Source organism: Brachybacterium tyrofermentans (assembly GCF_039526165.1).
GTDB classification, from domain to species: Bacteria; Actinomycetota; Actinomycetes; order Actinomycetales; family Dermabacteraceae; genus Brachybacterium; species Brachybacterium tyrofermentans.
The window spans coordinates 370,049-387,583 of the sequence record NZ_BAAAIR010000046.1; the positions used below are offsets into that span (position 1 = coordinate 370,049).

Here is a 17,535-nt window from a genome sequence, read left to right on the forward strand (position 1 = left end):
TATCCGCCCCGTACTCTTCCGGGGTGACCACGACCGAGGCCTACGGTGCCCGCGCCCAGGAGTACGCCGACCTGCTCGGCACGATCGAGGCGATGGCGCCGCAGGACAGGTTGTGCATCGAGTCCTGGGCGTTGGCCGTCGAGGGGCCGATCCTCGATGCCGGTTGCGGGCCCGGGCACTGGACCGCGCACCTGGCCGCCCTCGGTCACGAGGCCCGGGGGATCGATCCGGTCCCGGAGTTCGTCGAGATCGCACGACGCAGCCATCCTGGGGTCGGGTACGACGTCGGGTCCTTCGCGGAGCTGACGGGTGGGTCCCTGCGCACCGCGCACGCAGGATCGTGGGGCGGGGTCCTCGCCTGGTACTCGTTGATCCATCTCGAGCCGGGAGAGCTCCCGGACGTTCTCGCGCAGCTCCGCGCAGCGCTGCGGCCTGCGGGATCGCTGCTGCTGGGCATCTTCGACGGCCGCCGTCAGGAATCATTCGCGCATGCGGTGGCCCCGGCGTGGCTCTGGCCGGCGGAGACGATGGCGCAACTGCTCGAGGACGCAGGCTTCGACGTCGTCTCCCTCGAGCGCCGCGAGGACCCCGGTGCCCGCCCCCACGCCGCACTCATCGCCGAGCGCCGCTGACTGCGCGGGCCCTGATCGCTACTGTGAGCGGTATGGGCACACGAGCGAGGGACGGCAGCGCAGGCGACGCGGACTACGGGGAGATCGGCTCCTCGTACTCCAGGTACCGTCGGCCCGACCCGCGGATCGCCGCGGTGATCACGGAGGCGCTCGGGGAGGCGCGCACGGTGCTCAACGTCGGCGCGGGAGCGGGGTCCTATGAGCCGGTTGGCCGTGAGGTGACCGCGGTGGAGCCCTCGGCGGCGATGCGCGCGCAGCGCCCCGCAGACCTGCCCTCCGCAGTGGACGCCACCGCCGAACAGCTGCCCTTCGCCGACGACTCCTTCGATGCCTCGATGGCCACGTTCAGCGTCCACCAATGGCGGGACGTCAGCGCGGGACTGCGCGAGATGCGTCGCGTGACCCGTGGCCCCGTCGTGATCCTGACCTGCGATCCGACCCTGGTCGAGACGTTCTGGGTGCGCGAGTACGCCCCCGAGGTGCTCGCTGTCGAGGCGCGTCGCTATCCTTCGCTGGAGGCACTCGCCGAGGGGCTCGGCGGAAAGGTCTCGAGCAATGTGATGGCGATCCCTCAGGCCTGCACCGACGGGTTCACCGAGGCCTACTACGGCCGCCCGGAGCGTCTGCTCGACGTGGAGGCGCAGCTCGCCTGCTCGGCGTGGAGCTTCGTGGAGCCTGCGGTCATCGCCCGCTTCACGCAGCAGCTCACCGTGGACCTCCTCGAGGGCACCTGGGATGCGAAGCACGGCGAGCTGCGCACCCTTCCGCAGTACGAGGGGTCGCTCGTGCTCGTGGTCTCGGAGGCGTGAGGTGACTCAGGATTCTCCGGCACCGGCACCGGCACCGGCACCGGCACCGGCCCTGGTGCTGCTCAACGGTGCCCCCGGCAGCGGGAAGTCGACCCTCGCCGCGCTGCTCGCGGCCCAGCGCCCGCTGGCCCTCGCCCTGGACATCGACACGCTCAAGCATTCCCTCGGCGCGTGGGACCAGGATCTCCAGGCCTCCGGGTTGCAGGCCCGACGGCTCGCGGTCGCACTGATCCGGCAGCACCTCGCCGACAGGCATGACGTGATCATCGGGCAGTACCTCGCGCGCACTACGTTCCTCGAGGAGCTCGAGCAGCTCGCCACGGACTGTGGTGCGCGGTTCGTGGAGGCGGCGCTCGTGGTCGACGAGGAGACCCTCGCGCAGCGGCTCGCGGGCCGACGGGCGGCGCCGGACCGTCCCGAGCAGGCGGCGAACGACCGCTTCGTCGGGCCGGCCGACGCCCCGGAACTCGTGCGGTCCATCGAGGTGGTGCTCGCTCAACGTCCCGCGACGCGACGCATCGACGGGCGGCGGAGTCGCGACGACGTGCTCGCGGCTCTTATCGCCCTGCTCAGCGCAGGCTGAGCTCCAGCGCAGCGGCCAGCTGCCGGGGATGGCTGAGCATGGCGCAATGGCAGCCCGGGATCTCCTCGGCCTCGATCCCCAGCCGCTCGCGGGTCACGCGGCGCAGGAAGTCGGCAGGGAAGAAGCGGTCGTCCCGGGCCACGAGGGCGCGGGTCGGCACCTGCGGATGCGCGGCGAGCGGCCAGGGCGCGGCGGAGGATGCGTCGGCCTGCCCGCGGGACCGGCGCATCGCCTCCTGCGCGAGCTCCTCGGGCACCCCGCCCAGGAAGCTGACATAAGGGTCTTCGTTCCCGGTCAGTCCGCCGTCGAGGGCGGCCTGCTCCGCGACGGCGGCCTCGTAGCCCGTGTGCGCCCACCAGCCGGCGGGGCGCTCGCCGGGGGACGGGATCATCGCGGCCACGTAGATGAGTTCGGTGACCGGCAGTCGGTCCGCGATCAGCGGTGCGGTGAAGCCTCCGAAGGAGTGCCCCACGACGACGAGGTCGCGGCGGGCGCCGGGCGACACATCGCGGGCCAGCACATCGCCGGTCGACGCGCCGACAGCCTTCTCCACGGCATCGGCGAACTCCGGCAGCCCGGCGCTCTCATCGTCGCAGGGCAGGTCCGGCGTGATGACCTCGTGGCCGTGCGCGCGCAGCTCCTCGGCCACGAGGTGCCAGGACCAGCCGACGTCGGCCGCCCCGTGGATCAGCACGAATGTGGATGTGGTGGTGCTCGCGGTCATGGCCGTCGGCTCATGTCGGAGTCCTCATGTCGGAGTCCTCATCGTGGAGCCCTCAGTCGCCGAGGATCGCGCCGGTGGAGGCGGACTGCACGAGCTTCACGTACTTGCCCAGCACGCCCTTGGTGAACTTCGGGGGCAGGAGCTCCCAGCCCTCGCGACGGGTCTCGAGCTCGGCCTCGTCGACCAGCAGGTCCAGCGCGCCGGAGCTCACGTCGAGCCGGATGCGGTCGCCGTCGCGCACGAAAGCGATCGGGCCGGCATCCACGGCCTCGGGGGCGATGTGGCCCACGCACAGCCCGGTGGTGCCGCCGGAGAAGCGGCCGTCGGTCATCAGCAGCACGTCCTTCCCCAGGCCCGCCCCCTTGATCGCCCCGGTGATCGCGAGCATCTCGCGCATGCCCGGCCCGCCCTTGGGGCCCTCGTAACGGATCACCACCACGTCACCGTGGGTGATGGTCCCGTCGTTCAGGGCGTCCAGCGCATGCTGCTCGCGCTCGAACACGCGGGCGGTGCCCTCGAAGACGTCCTCCTCGAAGCCGGCGGACTTCACGACCGCCCCCTCGGGGGCGAGCGAGCCGTGCAGGATCGTGATCCCGCCGGTGGGTGCGATCGGCGCCGAGGCCGGCCGCAGCACCTTCCCATCGGCCGGGCGGGGGGCGAGGACCTCGAGGTTCTCCGCGATCGTCCGACCGGTGACGGTGAGGCAGTCGCCGTCCAGCAGGCCCTCGTCCAGCAGAGTCTTCATGACCACCTGGATCCCGCCCACATGGTCGACATCGCTCATCACGTAGCGGCCGTAGGGCTTCAGATCGGCGAGATGGGGGACCTTCGCGCCGATGCGGGCGAAGTCCGCGAGGGTGAGATCCACATCCGCCTCATGGGCGATCGCCAGCAGGTGCAGCACCGCGTTGGTGGAGCCGCCGAAGGCCTGGACCACCGCGATCGCGTTCTCGAACGCGGGCTTGGTCATGATGTCGTGGCTGGTGATGCCCTGCCGGAGCATCTCCACCACGGCCTCGCCCGCGCGGCGGGAGTCGGCATCGCGGCGGCGATCGGCCGACGGGGGAGTCGCGGAGCCAGGGATCGACATCCCGATCGCCTCGGCGGCCGTGGACATGGTGTTGGCCGTGTAGAAACCACCGCAGGCACCCTCGCCCGGGCAGATCGAGCGCTCGATGCGGCCCACGTCCTCGCGGCTCATCAACCCGCGGGCACACGCGCCGACCGCCTCGAAGCCGTCGATGATGGTGACGTCCTTCTCCTCGCCGCTCTCGAAGGTGACGCGGCCGGGCATGATCGTGCCCGCATAGACGAACACGCTGGCCAGGTCCAAGCGCGCGGCGGCCATCAGCATGCCGGGCAGGGACTTGTCGCATCCGGCCAGCAGCACGGAGCCGTCGAGGCGCTCGGCGCTCATCACCGTCTCGACGCTGTCGGCGATGAGATCGCGGGACACCAACGAGTAGTGCATCCCGTCGTGCCCCATGGAGATGCCGTCGGAGACGGAGATGGTGCCGAACTGCAGGGGATAGCCGCCGCCGGCGTGCACACCGTCCTTCGCCGCCTGGGCCAGCCGGTCCAGCGACAGGTTGCAGGGGGTGATCTCGTTCCACGAGCTCGCGATCCCGATCTGGGGCTTGTCCCAGTCCGCATCGCCCATCCCCACCGCGCGGAGCATCCCGCGGGACACCGTGGCGCCGAGCCCGTCGGTGACGGTGCGGCTGCGGGGTTTGATGTCCGGGGCGGAGAACGTGGCGTCGGCGTCGGTATCGGCGTCGGGGAGAGAGGTCTCTGCGGTGCTGAGGGCGTCGTCGGCGTTCATGGCCCGACTCTATGCCGGGTCCTCGTGGCGGGGAAGGGGCCGCCTCTCGGCGGGAAAGGGCCGACCCCTCGGCGGGGAAGGGGCCGCCCCTCGGCGGGGAAGGGGCCGACCCCTCGGCGGGAAAGGGCCGAGGGGCCGGGTGGGCGCCGGTTCAGCGGATCCGCGCGCCGTCCCCGATCCGCGTGTAGCGGCTCAGCTGGGTGACGTGCTCCGGCGTGAGGTCCTTCAGGGTCGGGACCTGCAGCAGCTTCATCGTCCGCTCCACCTCGTCGGAGAGGATCTCGATGGTGCGGTCCACTCCCTCGCGGCCTCCGGCCATCAGGCCGTAGAGATAGGCGCGACCGATCAGGGTGAAGTCGGCGCCCAGTGCGATAGCGGCGACGATGTCGGCACCGCTGCGGATGCCGGTGTCCAGGATGATCTCGAGGTCGCTGCCGACCTCACGGGCCACCTGGGGCAGCAGATGGAAGGGCACCGGGGCGCGGTCCAGCTGTCGACCGCCGTGGTTGGACAGCACGATCGCGTCGACCCCGAGGTCGGCGAGCCGCTTCGCGTCCTCGAGGGTCTGGACGCCCTTGACGGCCAGCTTGCCCGGCCACATCGCGCGGATCTCCGCGAGATCGTCGAAGCTGATCGTCGGGTCCATCGCGCAGTCGATCAGCTCGCCGACCGTGCCGCCGGTGGACGAGAGGGACGCGAACTCGAGCTTCGCCGTGGTGAGGAAGTCCCACCACCACCAGGGCCTCGGGAGCGCGTCGAGCACCGTGCCGACGCTCAGCTGCGGCGGGATCGAGAAGCCGTTGCGGGTGTCGCGCAGGCGCGCCCCGCCCACGGGGGTGTCGACCGTGAAGAACAGGGTGTCGAAGCCGGCGGCAGCTGCACGCTCGACGAGCCCGTAGGAGACCTCTCGCTGCCTCATCACGTAGAGCTGGAACCAGTTGCGGCCCAGCGGGTTCGCGGCCTTGACGTCCTCGATCGAGGTGGTCCCGAGCGTGGAGAGGGTGAACGGGATCCCGGCGGCGCCGGCCGCGCCCGCGCCGGCGGTCTCGCCCTCGGTCTGCATCAGGCGGGTGAAGCCCGTCGGGGCGATGCCGAACGGCTGGGCGGAGCTGCCTCCGAGGATCTGGGTGGTGGTGTCCACGTGGGAGACGTCATTGAGGATCGCGGGATGGAACTCGATGTCCTCGAAGGCCTCGACGGAGCGCTGCATCGAGATCTCGCCCTCGGCGGCACCGTCGGTGTAGTCGAAGGCAGCAGCGGGCGTGCGGCGCTTCGCGACCTTCCGCAGATCGTCGATGGTCAGTGCCGAGGAGAGCCGGCGATGCTTCGGATCGAGGTCGAGCTTCTTGAACTTCATGAGCTCGAGGAGCTCGGCGGGACGGGGGACCTGGCGCTTGACCAAGGGGTGCTCCTTCACGAGAGACGGTCGATGGGTGGCAGTGGATGTCAGGGGGATGTCAGCGGGCCGGCAGGGGCTGGCAGTGCGGGGCAGCGGGTGGTGGCGGGTCAGAGCGTGGGGATCATCCAGGACAGCACGGTGGACTGCAGGCCGACCAGGAGGCACAGGCCGGCGAGCATCCCGAGGCTCCACCAGATGACCTTGCGGAAGATGGCGGACTCCTGGCCGAGCAGCCCGACGGCGGTGGCCGCGATCGTGAGGTTCTGGGGGCTGATCATCTTGCCCACCACGCCACCGGAGGTGTTCGCCGCGACGAGCAGCGCCGGATCCAGGCCGGCCTTCTCGGCGGCGGTCTGCTGCAGCGTGGCGAACAGGGCGTTGGCGCTGGTGTCGGAGCCCGTGACCGCGGTGCCCAGCCAGCCGAGGATCGGGGAGAGGAAGGCGAAGGCGGCGCCGGTGCCGGCGATCCAGGTGCCGATGGTGATCGTCTGCCCGGACAGGTTCATCACGTAGGCCAGGGCGAGGACCGAGGCGACCGTGAGGATCGAGTAGCGGAGCTTGACGAGGTTGGTGAGGTAGACGTCCGCGGCGTCGCGGAGGGACAGGCGGTAGACGATCGCGACGATGATGCCGGTGATCAGCAGCAGCGTGCCGGGGGAGGAGAGCCACTGGAAGGCGTAGACCGTGCTGCCGGCGAGCTCGCCATCGGCGGTGAGCACCTGGCCGTCCAGGCCCGGCCAGGGGATCTTGATGTCGGTGGCCGCGAGGGCGGAGCTCAGCACCGGGATCAGCTTCGAGGCCGAGAAGATCGCGATCACCAGCAGGTAGGGGAACAGCGCCATGAGCACGCGGCCCGGGGTGAGACGGACGTCGGTGCGCGCCGTGGTGGCCACGGCGCCTCCCGCGGAGGTGGTACCCACCGGTCCTGCCTGCTCGGTCTCGCGCTCGCCGCGCATCTTCTCCAGGGCGTCCTTGCCTCCCTCGGGCGTCCAGAACTGGAGCATGATCACGGCGGCGGCGAGGCCGGCGAGCGACGCGATGATGTCGGTGAGCTCGACGGAGATGAAGTTGGAGGAGACGAACTGGCTGATGGCGAAGGTGAGGCCGACCACGAGGGCGAGCGGCCACATCTGCTTCACGCCGCGCTTCCCGTCCACGAGGAAGACCAGGAACAGCGGGACGACAGCGGCGAAGAACGGGGCCTGATGCCCGATGATCGCGCCGATGTGCTGGTAGGGGATCCCCGTGAGGTTGCCGGCGGTGATGATCGGGATGGCGATCGCGCCGAAGGCCACCGGTGCCGTGTTGGCCAGGAGCACCACGGTCGCGGCGCGCATCGCGGTGAAGCCGACGGCCATCAGCATCACGCCGGTGATCGCGACGGGGGCGCCGAAGCCCGCGAGCGCCTCGAGCAGGCCCCCGAAGCAGAACGCGATGATGATCGCCTGCACGCGCGGATCGTCGGAGATCGCGTCGATGACCAGGCGCAGATCCTCGAAGCGACCGCTGCGCACGGTCAGCTCGTACAGCCAGATCGCGTTCAGGACGATCCACATGATCGGGAACAGGCCGAAGGCGAGGCCCTCGGTGGCGGAGAGGGCCACGAGGTCCACCGGCATACCGTAGACGACGGCGGCGACCAGCATCGCGACGACGAGTGCGGCCAGGCCGGCCCAGTGGGCCTTCCAGCGCAGCACGCCGAGCGTGAGGAAGATGGTCAGGAGCGGAAGCAGCGCGACGAGCGAGGACAGCGTCAAGCTGCCTGCGAGTGGTGCGAGGTCAGGGGTGTACATGGGAACCTCCGACACACATCAGCCGCGGTGCTGCACAGCATCGCCGTCGATGTCGTGCCTCGTGAGTCGGTGGGAACAGGGATGGCAGACCGTGCTGTGGTCTGACCACATGGTGGGTGGGTCGAATGCTAGGCCCTGGAACGCCGGAGAGCAAGATCCCCCGAGCCTTCCGGCGTCACCTGTGCTAGAACGGGGCAATGGTCGACATGGCGAACAACGATGAGGTCCGACCGCACAGAGGGCGTGCCACCGGCGCGGATGCCGCGTGGGCCCCGGTCACCCGCAGCAGTACCTACGAGCTGGTGATCGACGCGATCGAGGACCAGATCATGACCGGCGCGCTCGTGGTCGGGGACCTGCTGCCGCCGGAACGTGAGCTCGCCTCCCGGCTCCAGGTGAGCCGGGCGGGCGTGCGCGAGGCGATCCGGGCGCTCGAGGCGTACGGGGTGCTGCGCTCCGAGGTCGGATCCGGTCGGGGAACAGGTACCTTCGTCTCCGCGCTGCCCAGCGCGGCCCTGGAGCAGTTCCTGCGTCTCCACGTCGCCCTGTCGAACTTCCGCCTCGAGGAGGTCATCGAGGCGAGGATCCTGCTGGAGCGGACCAGCGCCTCGCTCGCCGCGGAGCGCGTCGACGCAGCCGCCCTGGCCGAGCTCGAGCGGATGCTGGCGGTGATGGACGCACCCGACGTGAGCCGGGAGGCCTTCAATGACGCCGACACCGCCTTCCACGTCGCGATCGCCCAGGCCGGCGGCAATGCGCTGTTCTCCGATATGACCGGGGCGATCCGCGCCTCCCTGCGCGCTCCGATCCTGGAGGCGTTCACCAAGGTCGCGACGTGGGAGGACATCGCGGGCACCCTCCGCGAGCAGCATCATGGGATCTTCCGGGCGATCGCGGACGGCCGGGCCGACGAGGCGGCGGAGCTGACCGCCACCCACATCCGCGCCGCCTCGGACATGCTGCCGGGCCTGTCCACCGACTGACCGTCCATCGACTGGCTGTGCACCGACCGGCTGCCCACTGACCGGCTGCCGACTGACTGGCTGCCCACCGACTGGCTGCCCACCGGCCGGCCCGTCCCGCGAACGCGACGGCGCCCCGACCGGACGACGAGGCGCCGGGCGGCCGGGCGGGGCACCGGACAGCGCGCTCAGACCCCGGGGACCTGACGCTCGTCCGGTCCGTCGTAGGCAGACAGCGGACGGATCAGGGAGTTCGCGGCGCGCTGCTCCATGATGTGCGCGGTCCACCCGGTCACGCGGGCGGCGATGAACAGCGGCGTGAACATCTCCGTGTCGAAGCCCATCAGGTGATAGGTGGGGCCGGCCGGATAGTCCAGGTTCGGCTTGATGGCCTTCGCCTCGTCCATGGACTGCTCCAGCCCGTCGTACAGCCCCAGGATCTCGGAACGCCCGGCGTAGGCGATCATCGCATCCATCGACGCCTTCATGGTCGGTACCCGTGAGTCGCCGTGCTTGTAGACGCGGTGCCCGAAGCCCATGACCTTCTTCTTCTGCGCGAGGGCATCGTCCATCCAGGCCTTCGCCCGGGCGCGGGCCTCTTCCTGGGACTCCTCGGGCCGGATGCCGATCTCGTCGAAGGTGTGCATCACGGCCTCGTTCGCTCCGCCGTGCAGGGGGCCCTTGAGCGCACCGATCGCGCCGGTCACCGCGGAGTGCAGATCGGCCAGGGTCGAGGTGATCACCCGGGCGGTGAAGGTCGAGGCGTTGAAGGAGTGCTCGGCGTACAGCACCATCGAGACCCGGAAGGCGTCGGCCACCTCGTCGGCCGGCTCCTCGCCGAAGGTCATCCACAGGAGGTTCCGGGAGTAGTCCAGGTCCTCCCGCGGCGGGATCGGCTCCGTGGGGCCGCCGGCCCGACGACGACGCTGTTCATAAGCGACCACCGCCGGCAGCTTCGCGAACAGCACCTTCGCCTTCTCCAGCTCGGCCTCCGGCGAGGAGTCCTGCGCGGTGGGATCCAGCGCCCCGAGCACGGAGACCGCGGTGCGCACCGCGTCCATCGGATGGCACGTGGTGGGCAGCGAGTCCATCGCCGCCTTCACCTCGGGGTCCAGGGCGCGATGGGAGCGCTCGTGGCGGGTCGCTGCGGCGACCTCCTCGGCGGCGGGGAGCTCCCCGGTCCACAGCAGATGCGCCACGGCCTCGAAGGACTGTGTGGCGGCCAGCTCGGGGACGGGGTATCCCCGGTAGAGGAGGGAATTGGTCTCCGGGTTGACCTTGGAGACGGCGGTGACGTCGGCGACGACTCCGTTCAGTCCCTTGCGGATCTCGGTGGTCTCGTTCATGTCTCGCTCCTGGGGTCGACGTCGGTGTCGGGCGCGTACTGGTGGGACGTGCTCAGGGGTGGGAGGTGGGCACCTCGACATCGAAGACCGAGGCGTCGAAGCGGTTGTAGCCCTCGTAGTCCACCAGCTCGTAGAGCCTGGCGCGAGTGAGCATCTCATCCACCTGCGAGGCCTGGGTACCCTCCGAAAGGAGCGTCTCCAGCACCCGCTCTGCGGCGCCCATCGCGGCGCGCAGCAGCGTGACCGGGTAGATCACCATCGCCACGCCCGTCTCGGCCAGCTGGTCGCGTGTGAAGAGGTCGGACTTGCCGAACTCCGTCATGTTCGCCAGCACGGGCACGTCCAGGGCGGCGCAGACCTGCTCGAACTCCGAGAGGTCCGCGAGGGCCTCAGGGAAGACCGCGTCGGCCCCGGCATCGACCAGGGCCTTCATCCGTTCGATCGCGGCGTCCAGCCCGGAGGTGGCGCGCAGGTCGGTGCGGGCCATCACCAGGAATCCGTCGTCCCGGCGTCCGTCGGCCGCGGCCCGGATCCGCTGGGTCGCAGTCTCCAGATCCACCATGGACTTGCCGTCGAGATGACCGCAGCGCTTGGGGTTGACCTGGTCCTCGATGTGGCAGCCGGCCAGGCCCGCATCCTCGAGCTCCTGGATGGTGCGGGCCACGTTCATCGGTTCGCCGAAGCCGGTGTCGGCGTCGATCAGGCATGGCAGGTCGGTGGCGGCGGCGATCTGTCGGCCGCGGGTGGCCACTTCGCTGAGCGTGGTCAGTCCGATATCGGGCAGGGCGAGCTCGTTGGCGATCACCGCCCCGGAGATGTACGCACCGGGGAAGCCCTTCTCCTGGATCAGCTTCGCGGAGAGCGGCGTGAAGGCCCCGGGGAAGGGCTGGGCCGCTCCCGGTTCGAGCAGGGCGCGCAGGTCCTGGCGCTTCTGTGCGGGGGTCCTGGTGGAGTTCAGCATCAGAAGAGTCCCTTGGGTCCGGTGGCGAGGTCGACGATGCCGGCAGCGGCGCGGACGTTGAGCTGTCCGAGCTCTCCGGCGGCGAGGTCCGGCAGGTTCGCCGCGGTCTCCAGGAAGCGGTCGATCTCCGCGTCGTCCACGAGCCCGTCGGCCAGCGAGCGGAACTTCTCGATGTACTGCGCCCGGGCGAAGGGCCGGGCGCCGAGCGGATGGGCGTCCGCCACAGCGATGCTGTCCTCGATGACGGTGCCGTCGGTGAGAGTGATGCGCACGTCGCCGCCGAAGGCCTTCTCCTGCAGGTCCAGGGAGTGGTAGCGCCGGGTCCACTCCGCATCCTCCTGCGTGGTGACCTTGTGCCACAGCGCGACGGTGTCGCGGCGACCGGCGCGCTCCGGCGCGTAGGAGCGCTCGTGATGCCAGGTCCCGTCCTGCAGGGCGACGGCGACGATGTACGGGATCGAATGGTCCAGCGTCTCGCGGGAGGCGGTGGGCTCGTACTTCTGCGGGTCGTTGGCCCCGGAGCCGATCACGAAGTGCGTGTGATGGGAGGTGCGGATCAGGATCGAGTCGACCTTCTCCGGATCGCCGGCCTCCGGGTGCTCGGTGTGCAGGCGGCGGGCGAGGTCGATCCACGCCTGGGCCTGGTACTCCGCCGAGTGCTCCTTGGTGTACGTGTCCAGGATCGCGCGCTTGGCCTCGCCGGGCGCCGGCAGCGGGACCGTGTAGCGGGCGTCCGGGCCGTCCAGCAGCCACGCGATGACGCCGTCCTCGCCCTCGTAGATCGGGACCGGGGAGGTCTGCCCGCGCATCGCGCGGTCGACGGATTCGACGGCCATCTTCCCGGCGAACGCGGGGGCATGGGCCTTCCAGGTCGAGATCTCGCCCTTGCGCGACTGCCGAGTGGCAGTGGTGGTATGCAGTGCCTGCCCGATGGCCTGGAACACCGTCTCGGTGTCCAGTCCCAGCAGGGTCCCGATCCCGGCGGCGGACGACGGGCCCAGGTGCGCGACGTGGTCGATCTTGTGGGCGTGCAGGCTGATGGCCCGCACCAGATCGACCTGCAGCTCGTAGCCGGTGGCGACGGCCCGTACGAGGTCATGTCCGGAGCCGCCCGCGTGCTCGCCGACGGCGAGGATCGGTGGGATGTTGTCCCCGGGATGGGAGTACTCCGCGGCCAGGAAGGTGTCGTGGTAGTCGAGCTCCCGCACGGCCACGCCGTTGGCCCACGCCGCCCATTCGGGAGAGCTCTTCTCGGCGATCCCGACGATGCTCGCGCCGCTGCCGCCGGTGGCGACGGGATGGCTGAGCGCCTGCGACCGGGCCGAGACGATCGGCGCGCGGTTCAGGGACGCGACGGCCACCGAGGCGTTGTCGATGACGCGGTTGATGATCATCTCCTGCACCTCGGTCTCGACCTCTACCGGGTCGGTGGCGACCTCGGCCATGGCCCAGGCCAGCTGGTCCGGCCGGGCGAGGTTCTCGTCGGAGCGGTGGGTGCGGACGTCGTGGTTCCTCATGCGGTGGTCTCCTTCAGCGGCGCGGAATCGATCCGGTCGGGGTGGGTGAGAGTGCTCGGCGGGGGAGTCTGGCTGTCGAGGTCGGTGCGGAGATGGGCGAGCGCCTGCTGGAGGTGCACGACGGTCGCGGCCGCGGCGAGCTCCGGGTTGCCGTCGGCGATGGCGCGGGCGATCGCGGCATGCTCCCTGGCGGTCTCCGCGAGGCGCGCGGGGGAGTGGCGGGAGAGCCGACGGAGCCGTGTGAGGTGGACTCGCACTCCGCGCAGCGTGTCCGCGAGATAGGTATTGCCACAGGTGGAGTCCACGGCGGAGTCCAGTTCCTGGGTCAGCGCGTAGTAGTCGCTGGGGTCGGCACCTTGTGACAAGGGGGAGGCTGAGCGATCGAAGCTGCCTGCGAGGTCCGAGAACCGGTCATGCGCCGCAGGGTCGTGCGCCGCGGTCTCGGCTGCACGGCGTACGGCCAGCACTTCGAGGGCGATCCGCAGATCGAACAGCTTGCCCGCATCGGCGAGGGAGGCTGCGGTGACCACCATTCCTCGCCCTGCGGAGGGTGCGGCCAGGCCGTCGGCGACCAGCCGGCCCAGGGCCTCGCGCAGGGGTGTGCGGGAGATGCCGAGGCGCGCGGACTGCTCGATCTCACCCAGTACGGTCCCGGGCTCGAGGGTGCCTTGGAGGATGTCCTCACGGAGGGTGCGGTAGGCCCGGTCACTTGCACGCATACGAGCACTGTATACACAGAGTCCCGGTTTGCGCCGACCTCAGGTCGCATCTGCGAGAAGTGAGCCTGAAATGTATACAGAGACGACGGTGTGTCTCGAGGTGTCGCGTGATCGTGCGGGGTCAGACGGTGCGGTGCGTCGCGTGGGGGTCCTGGGCGCCCTCGGTGTCGGCTGTGCGCTCGGGGATCCAGGGGTCTTCGTCGTCGACGGGGACGTCGCCGTCGACCAGGCGTGATTCGAGGGATTTGGAGTAGACCGGCACGGGCTCGGAGTCGACGTCGATGCTGCCTGCGATGTCCTGCCAGGGTCCGCCGTCGACGGCGAACTGACCGGTGAAGGTGGTGGTGAGGGTGATGTCGTACCAGCCCTCGGTGCTGTAGGTGCCCGAGACGACCTCGGAGGGGTACGGCTTGCCGGGGTTGTCCGTGGTGATGGTGTTCCCGTCGCCGAGGTCCCACTCGTAGGAGATCGGCGTGGCGCGGATGGCGACGGGAGTATCGAGCAGCTCGACCTCAAGCTCCTGAGCCTTGGTGTCCGTGTACAGCACGTTGGGCATGTTGACGGGGAGCCAGCCGTCCGCCGGGCCGGCATGAGCCGCGAGGGGCTTGATCGGCATGTCGGCGAAATCGCTCAGTGAGACCGTGATGACGATCGGGGCGGGAGCGTCTGCCGTGGGCGCGTTCGTGCCAGCTCTGGTTCCTGCGGCGGGGGCGGCAGTACCGGGTGCGCGGCAGTCGTACCCCAGGAGTTCGCGCGACCCATCCGCTGAGTCGACGCGATTGATTTCGAGCGTGACCTTATCTTGGCTGCCGTCTTGAGTTCGGCGCGACGAGGGCGCTGCGAGAACATCTCCATTGCTGTTGATGTTGTAGTCGGTGCCGGCCTGGCAGGCGTTGCGTGACGAGTTGCAGTTCGTTCCACCCGCGCTTGTGTTGCAGGAGTAGCCAGTTTGGGTTTCTGCTGTAGTCGATTCGATGAAAAAATCAGGGACTGGCGGTCGCGACTTTCGATTACCTTCGTTTCCGCTGTTGCGAGTTGGTGTATTTTCGCCGGAACTAGCTTTTTGTGTGGCACTGTTAGTGCCAACACTGGGATTTGATCCGCCGATTGGCTTGTCCCATGATGTTTCGGCATGGGTGCCGAAAGCATCGTCCGTAACCCCTCCCGAGGTCTCGCCGGCGAATGCCAATGGAACTATTGTGAAAGTGGTCAGTGTGACCAGTGTGGCAACACCGAGAGCACTTCTCAAAATGCTCCTTAAAGCCTCACGAGAAAGCATCTTCGCCCCACTTTGCATCCACGCCCTCTGTTACCCACCGATCGGATTCCCAGGTCATCCCGCCGACTGCGATGTACTGAATCTCGTCGACGTCAAAGCGATCGTCGAAAGTTTCGACTGGACGTGAATGCGGGCTCGTGGTGAAGTAGTATCCGATTTCGTGATCAAAATTTACGGATTCGTGAATTTTTGACCCATTGTCAGTTATGGTGAACGGACTCCAGTACTCGTCATGTTCGACAAGCATCGGGACATCCTTGTTGAATTCATCGCAGCTCTCGCAGTCATCCGATTGGAGCGAGCCCAGCAGTTCGGTCTCTCCCGTCTGGTGTGCCCACATGGAGACGGCGATGTAATACCGGAATGCTTGTGTCGCGCCGTCCGCGGTGTGCTCGTCCATGCCGGCGTAGTCGGCGGGATCGGGGGCAGGGATGTCAGATGCCGCGACTGTCTGGTCGTCGTCGCCGCCATCGCTCGGCGCTGCTCCGCCACCGTCGCTGGGGGCTGCGCCGCCGCCATCGCTCGTGCCGACCTGCTGGGGAGGCTCCGTGACGGGTCCGTCGCCTCCGACGTCGCATGCAGCGAACGTGAAGGTCAGGGCGGCGGCGGCCGCGATGGCGAGGAGGCGTCGGGACATGAGGAGGCTTTCCGGGAGTGCGTCGGGTCACCTGAACGCTATACACAACCACCGCTCGCCGCCCCCGGATCACCGAGATTGTGGATGACCGATGGACCGGAACGCCTCGATGGTCTCGGCCGGATCCAGGACCGCGGCAGGGTGGGGACCCTCTCTCTTCCAGGCGCTCCGCCACGTCTCGACGTCCGGGGACGAGAGCGCTCCTCCGGCCAGGAGCACCATGTTCCCGTCCGCCGGGCGGGTCAGAAGAGACGCGTGGGTCAGAGTCCAGACGCCGGAGAGTCCACGCTCCGAGGTGGCATTCTCCAGCTCTCGGACCTGCTGGGCCACGAAGCGCTGGCCGGCGTCGTCGCCGATGTTCACCAGCAGCATCCCGTCGGCCTCGAGGTGGTCGAGAGCCTCGAGATAGAAGTCCTTCGCAGCAAGGTGCGCGGGGGAGGATTCGCCGGAGAACACGTCGATCACGAGCGCGTCGAAGCGTCGGTCGCCGAGCTCGGCGAGCTCTTCGCGCGCGTCACCGATCATGACCGTCAGCTCCGTGCCGGGCGGCATCGGGAGGGCGGTGGTGACCAGCGTCGGCAGTTCGCGCTCGATCTCGATCACCAGCTGCGGTGATCCCGGGCGGGTGGCCTGCACGTACCGGGCGAGGGTGAGGGCGCCGGCACCGAGATGGGCGATCCGGATCGGCTTCCCCGGGGGCCAGGCCTGATCGAGAACGTTCGCCATGCGGCGCAGGTACTCGTGCACGATGTGGGTGGGGTCGGCGAGATCGACGTGGGACTGCTCCACGCCGCCGATCTGCAGCACCCAGCCGCCGTCGACCTCGTCCTTGATGATCCACGCGGGCTGATCGGAGAAGCTCAGCTGCGCGCTGCGCTGCGAGCCGGGAGTGAGTTCCGAGGCGGTCATGGCTTCATTGTGGTCGATGCCGTGCGCGGTCATGGCCGATCGGCGTCGGGCCTGAACCCAGCGGGGACAATGGCTCGATGCAGACTCTCGACCTCGACGGCCGGACTTTCACCCTCCACCGCGCACGCGCCGACGACGTCCCGGCTCTCGTGGCCCTCCTGGCTGACGATGTGCTGGGCCGCGAACGGGAGGGCGCCGACCTGGCGCCCTACGAGAGCGCCTTCGCCCGGATCGACGCCGACGAGAACCAGCTCCTGGTCGCCGTGCGCGACGAGACCGTGAAGATCATCGCGACCCTGCAGCTCACGCTGATGCCCTCCCTCTCCCGCGGCGGAGCCACCCGCCTCCAGATCGAAGCCGTCCGTGTGGAGACGTCCACCCGAGGATCCGGGCTCGGCGGCGCCCTGTTCGAGTGGGCGCAGAACTGGGGACGGGAGCAGGGGGCGACGCTCGCCCAGCTGACCACCGACGTCGCCCGCGTCGACGCGCACCGGTTCTATGAGCGCCTCGGGTATGTCCAGAGCCACGTGGGGTTCAAGCGTCCTCTGTGAGGATCCGGTCCTGTGTTGCCGTCACGATCGGCCTGTGGCGAGATCGTGACGCCTGCGCTGGGGCTGTGGGGCACGACGTCTGTTGCGATACGGTTCTGTACTGTATTGTTTCGACCCATGAATGAGAGAGAAGCGCCGCGTCCCGGGCGCCCGCGCAGTGTCGAGGCGGATCGGGTCGTGCTCGAGAGCGCACTGGACCTGTTCGTCGAGGGAGGCGTCGAGGCTGTGAAGACGGAGACTGTCGCGAAGCGATCCGGGGTCACCCGCGCGACCGTCTATCGGCGGTATCCGCGGCGGGAGGATCTGGTGATCGCTGCCCTCGCAGAGGCATATCGCGTGCACTTGGAGCAGCCGGCTCCGGAACACCCCACCCTGGCGGACACGGTCGCCGGGATCGCAGGCGCCCTTGCCGACGCACGCGTGCGTCGGGTGCTCCGACGGTTGATGTCCGTCCCCCATGACCATCCGAAGCTGTTCGCGGAGTACCGCGCGGCGACCGGTGCGACGGGCCGGGACGAGATCATCCATCAGGCACTCGAGCGGGAGTCGCTCCACGGGAACTTTCCCGCACACGGCGACCTGGAGATGGTCCAGACGCTGTTCGCGGCATCGATCAGCTCGCACCTGCTCACGCGTCCCGACGACGAGCCCGCCGAGCAGATCGTGGCCTTCCTGTACCGGGTGCTGGCTGCCCTCGGCCATCGCCAGAGCGCAGACGACGCATCGAAGGAGTTCTGATGACCACCGCCATCACCGTCGAACGACTGGTGAAGCACTTCGGGCGGAATCGTGCGCTGGACGGGCTTGACCTGGGGCCTACCCCCGGTTCGTGGACACGGGGGTGTTTACGCTGCGAGCGCTAGCTTAGCGGTGTAGGCGCGCTCGTAGGCGT

Annotated in this window: 17 protein-coding genes; 6 read left to right on the top strand and 11 right to left on the bottom strand. The window is 69.2% G+C overall.

All coding sequences use genetic code 11. From position 1 onward, the window contains the following. Positions 1-23: 23 nt before the first annotated feature. The 3 genes from ABD093_RS15765 to ABD093_RS15775 are packed head-to-tail and all read left to right on the top strand — an operon-like array spanning position 24 to position 2,024. Positions 24-632, top strand: a complete 609-nt coding sequence (locus ABD093_RS15765; RefSeq protein ID WP_343925686.1) for a class I SAM-dependent DNA methyltransferase — start codon at positions 24-26, stop codon at positions 630-632. 32 nt (positions 633-664) lie between these two features. Continuing rightward, positions 665-1,441, top strand: coding sequence for a class I SAM-dependent methyltransferase (locus ABD093_RS15770; protein ID WP_343925687.1), 777 nt, complete (start codon positions 665-667; stop codon positions 1,439-1,441). A gap of 1 nt (position 1,442) precedes the next feature. Further along, positions 1,443-2,024, top strand: coding sequence for a P-loop nucleotide/nucleoside kinase family protein (locus tag ABD093_RS15775; RefSeq protein WP_343925688.1), 582 nt, complete (start codon positions 1,443-1,445; stop codon positions 2,022-2,024). Here ABD093_RS15775 and ABD093_RS15780 read toward each other — a convergent pair. From ABD093_RS15780 to ABD093_RS15795, 4 genes are all read right to left on the bottom strand, one after another. Continuing rightward, positions 2,011-2,748, bottom strand: coding sequence for an alpha/beta fold hydrolase (locus ABD093_RS15780; RefSeq protein ID WP_193116156.1), 738 nt, complete (start codon positions 2,746-2,748; stop codon positions 2,011-2,013). The two genes, ABD093_RS15775 and ABD093_RS15780, sit on opposite strands and share 14 nt — an antisense overlap. Positions 2,749-2,800: 52 nt before the next feature. Next, positions 2,801-4,570 carry a dihydroxy-acid dehydratase gene (ilvD, locus tag ABD093_RS15785; protein WP_343925690.1) on the bottom strand — a complete coding sequence of 590 codons (1,770 nt, stop codon included), beginning with the start codon at positions 4,568-4,570 and terminating at the stop codon, positions 2,801-2,803. 151 nt (positions 4,571-4,721) lie between these two features. Continuing rightward, positions 4,722-5,972, bottom strand: a complete 1,251-nt coding sequence (locus ABD093_RS15790) for an alpha-hydroxy acid oxidase (RefSeq protein WP_343925692.1) — start codon at positions 5,970-5,972, stop codon at positions 4,722-4,724. Between the two features lie 104 nt (positions 5,973-6,076). Beyond that, on the bottom strand, positions 6,077-7,762 hold the full coding sequence (locus ABD093_RS15795) for an L-lactate permease (RefSeq protein ID WP_343925694.1): 1,686 nt from the start codon (positions 7,760-7,762) through the stop codon (positions 6,077-6,079). A 206-nt stretch (positions 7,763-7,968) separates the two neighbouring features. Here ABD093_RS15795 and ABD093_RS15800 point away from each other — a divergent pair, with 206 nt between their 5' ends. After that, the gene (locus ABD093_RS15800; RefSeq protein ID WP_343925696.1) at positions 7,969-8,745 is read left to right on the top strand and encodes a FadR/GntR family transcriptional regulator; all 777 of its coding nucleotides are present in this window, start codon (positions 7,969-7,971) and stop codon (positions 8,743-8,745) included. A gap of 167 nt (positions 8,746-8,912) precedes the next feature. Here ABD093_RS15800 and ABD093_RS15805 read toward each other — a convergent pair whose 3' ends face one another. The 7 genes from ABD093_RS15805 to ABD093_RS15835 form a co-directional block, all read right to left on the bottom strand. Then, a complete protein-coding gene (locus ABD093_RS15805; RefSeq protein WP_343925698.1) occupies positions 8,913-10,070 on the bottom strand; it encodes a bifunctional 2-methylcitrate synthase/citrate synthase in 1,158 nt (385 codons plus the stop codon). A 52-nt stretch (positions 10,071-10,122) separates the two neighbouring features. Beyond that, the gene (prpB, locus tag ABD093_RS15810; RefSeq protein ID WP_193116151.1) at positions 10,123-11,031 is read right to left on the bottom strand and encodes a methylisocitrate lyase; all 909 of its coding nucleotides are present in this window, start codon (positions 11,029-11,031) and stop codon (positions 10,123-10,125) included. After that, a complete protein-coding gene (locus ABD093_RS15815) occupies positions 11,031-12,548 on the bottom strand; it encodes an MmgE/PrpD family protein (protein ID WP_343925700.1) in 1,518 nt (505 codons plus the stop codon). Before ABD093_RS15815 ends, prpB begins: the two co-directional genes overlap by 1 nt. Then, positions 12,545-13,267 (bottom strand): GntR family transcriptional regulator, encoded by a 723-nt coding sequence (locus tag ABD093_RS15820; protein ID WP_343925702.1) that lies wholly within the window; start codon positions 13,265-13,267, stop codon positions 12,545-12,547. Before ABD093_RS15820 ends, ABD093_RS15815 begins: the two co-directional genes overlap by 4 nt. 121 nt (positions 13,268-13,388) lie before the next feature. Then, the gene (locus ABD093_RS15825) at positions 13,389-13,883 is read right to left on the bottom strand and encodes a PKD domain-containing protein (protein ID WP_343925704.1); all 495 of its coding nucleotides are present in this window, start codon (positions 13,881-13,883) and stop codon (positions 13,389-13,391) included. A 649-nt stretch (positions 13,884-14,532) separates the two neighbouring features. Then, positions 14,533-15,183, bottom strand: a complete 651-nt coding sequence (locus ABD093_RS15830; RefSeq protein ID WP_343925706.1) for a DUF6318 family protein — start codon at positions 15,181-15,183, stop codon at positions 14,533-14,535. 69 nt (positions 15,184-15,252) lie between these two features. Beyond that, positions 15,253-16,092, bottom strand: a complete 840-nt coding sequence (locus ABD093_RS15835) for a spermidine synthase (protein WP_343925708.1) — start codon at positions 16,090-16,092, stop codon at positions 15,253-15,255. 77 nt (positions 16,093-16,169) lie between these two features. Here ABD093_RS15835 and ABD093_RS15840 point away from each other — a divergent pair, with 77 nt between their 5' ends. Both ABD093_RS15840 and ABD093_RS15845 read left to right on the top strand, forming a co-directional pair. Further along, complete coding sequence (locus ABD093_RS15840) at positions 16,170-16,643, top strand: GNAT family N-acetyltransferase (RefSeq protein WP_343925709.1); 474 nt, start codon at positions 16,170-16,172, stop codon at positions 16,641-16,643. A 117-nt stretch (positions 16,644-16,760) separates the two neighbouring features. Next, a complete protein-coding gene (locus ABD093_RS15845) occupies positions 16,761-17,381 on the top strand; it encodes a TetR/AcrR family transcriptional regulator (RefSeq protein WP_343925711.1) in 621 nt (206 codons plus the stop codon). Positions 17,382-17,535: the final 154 nt, after the last annotated feature.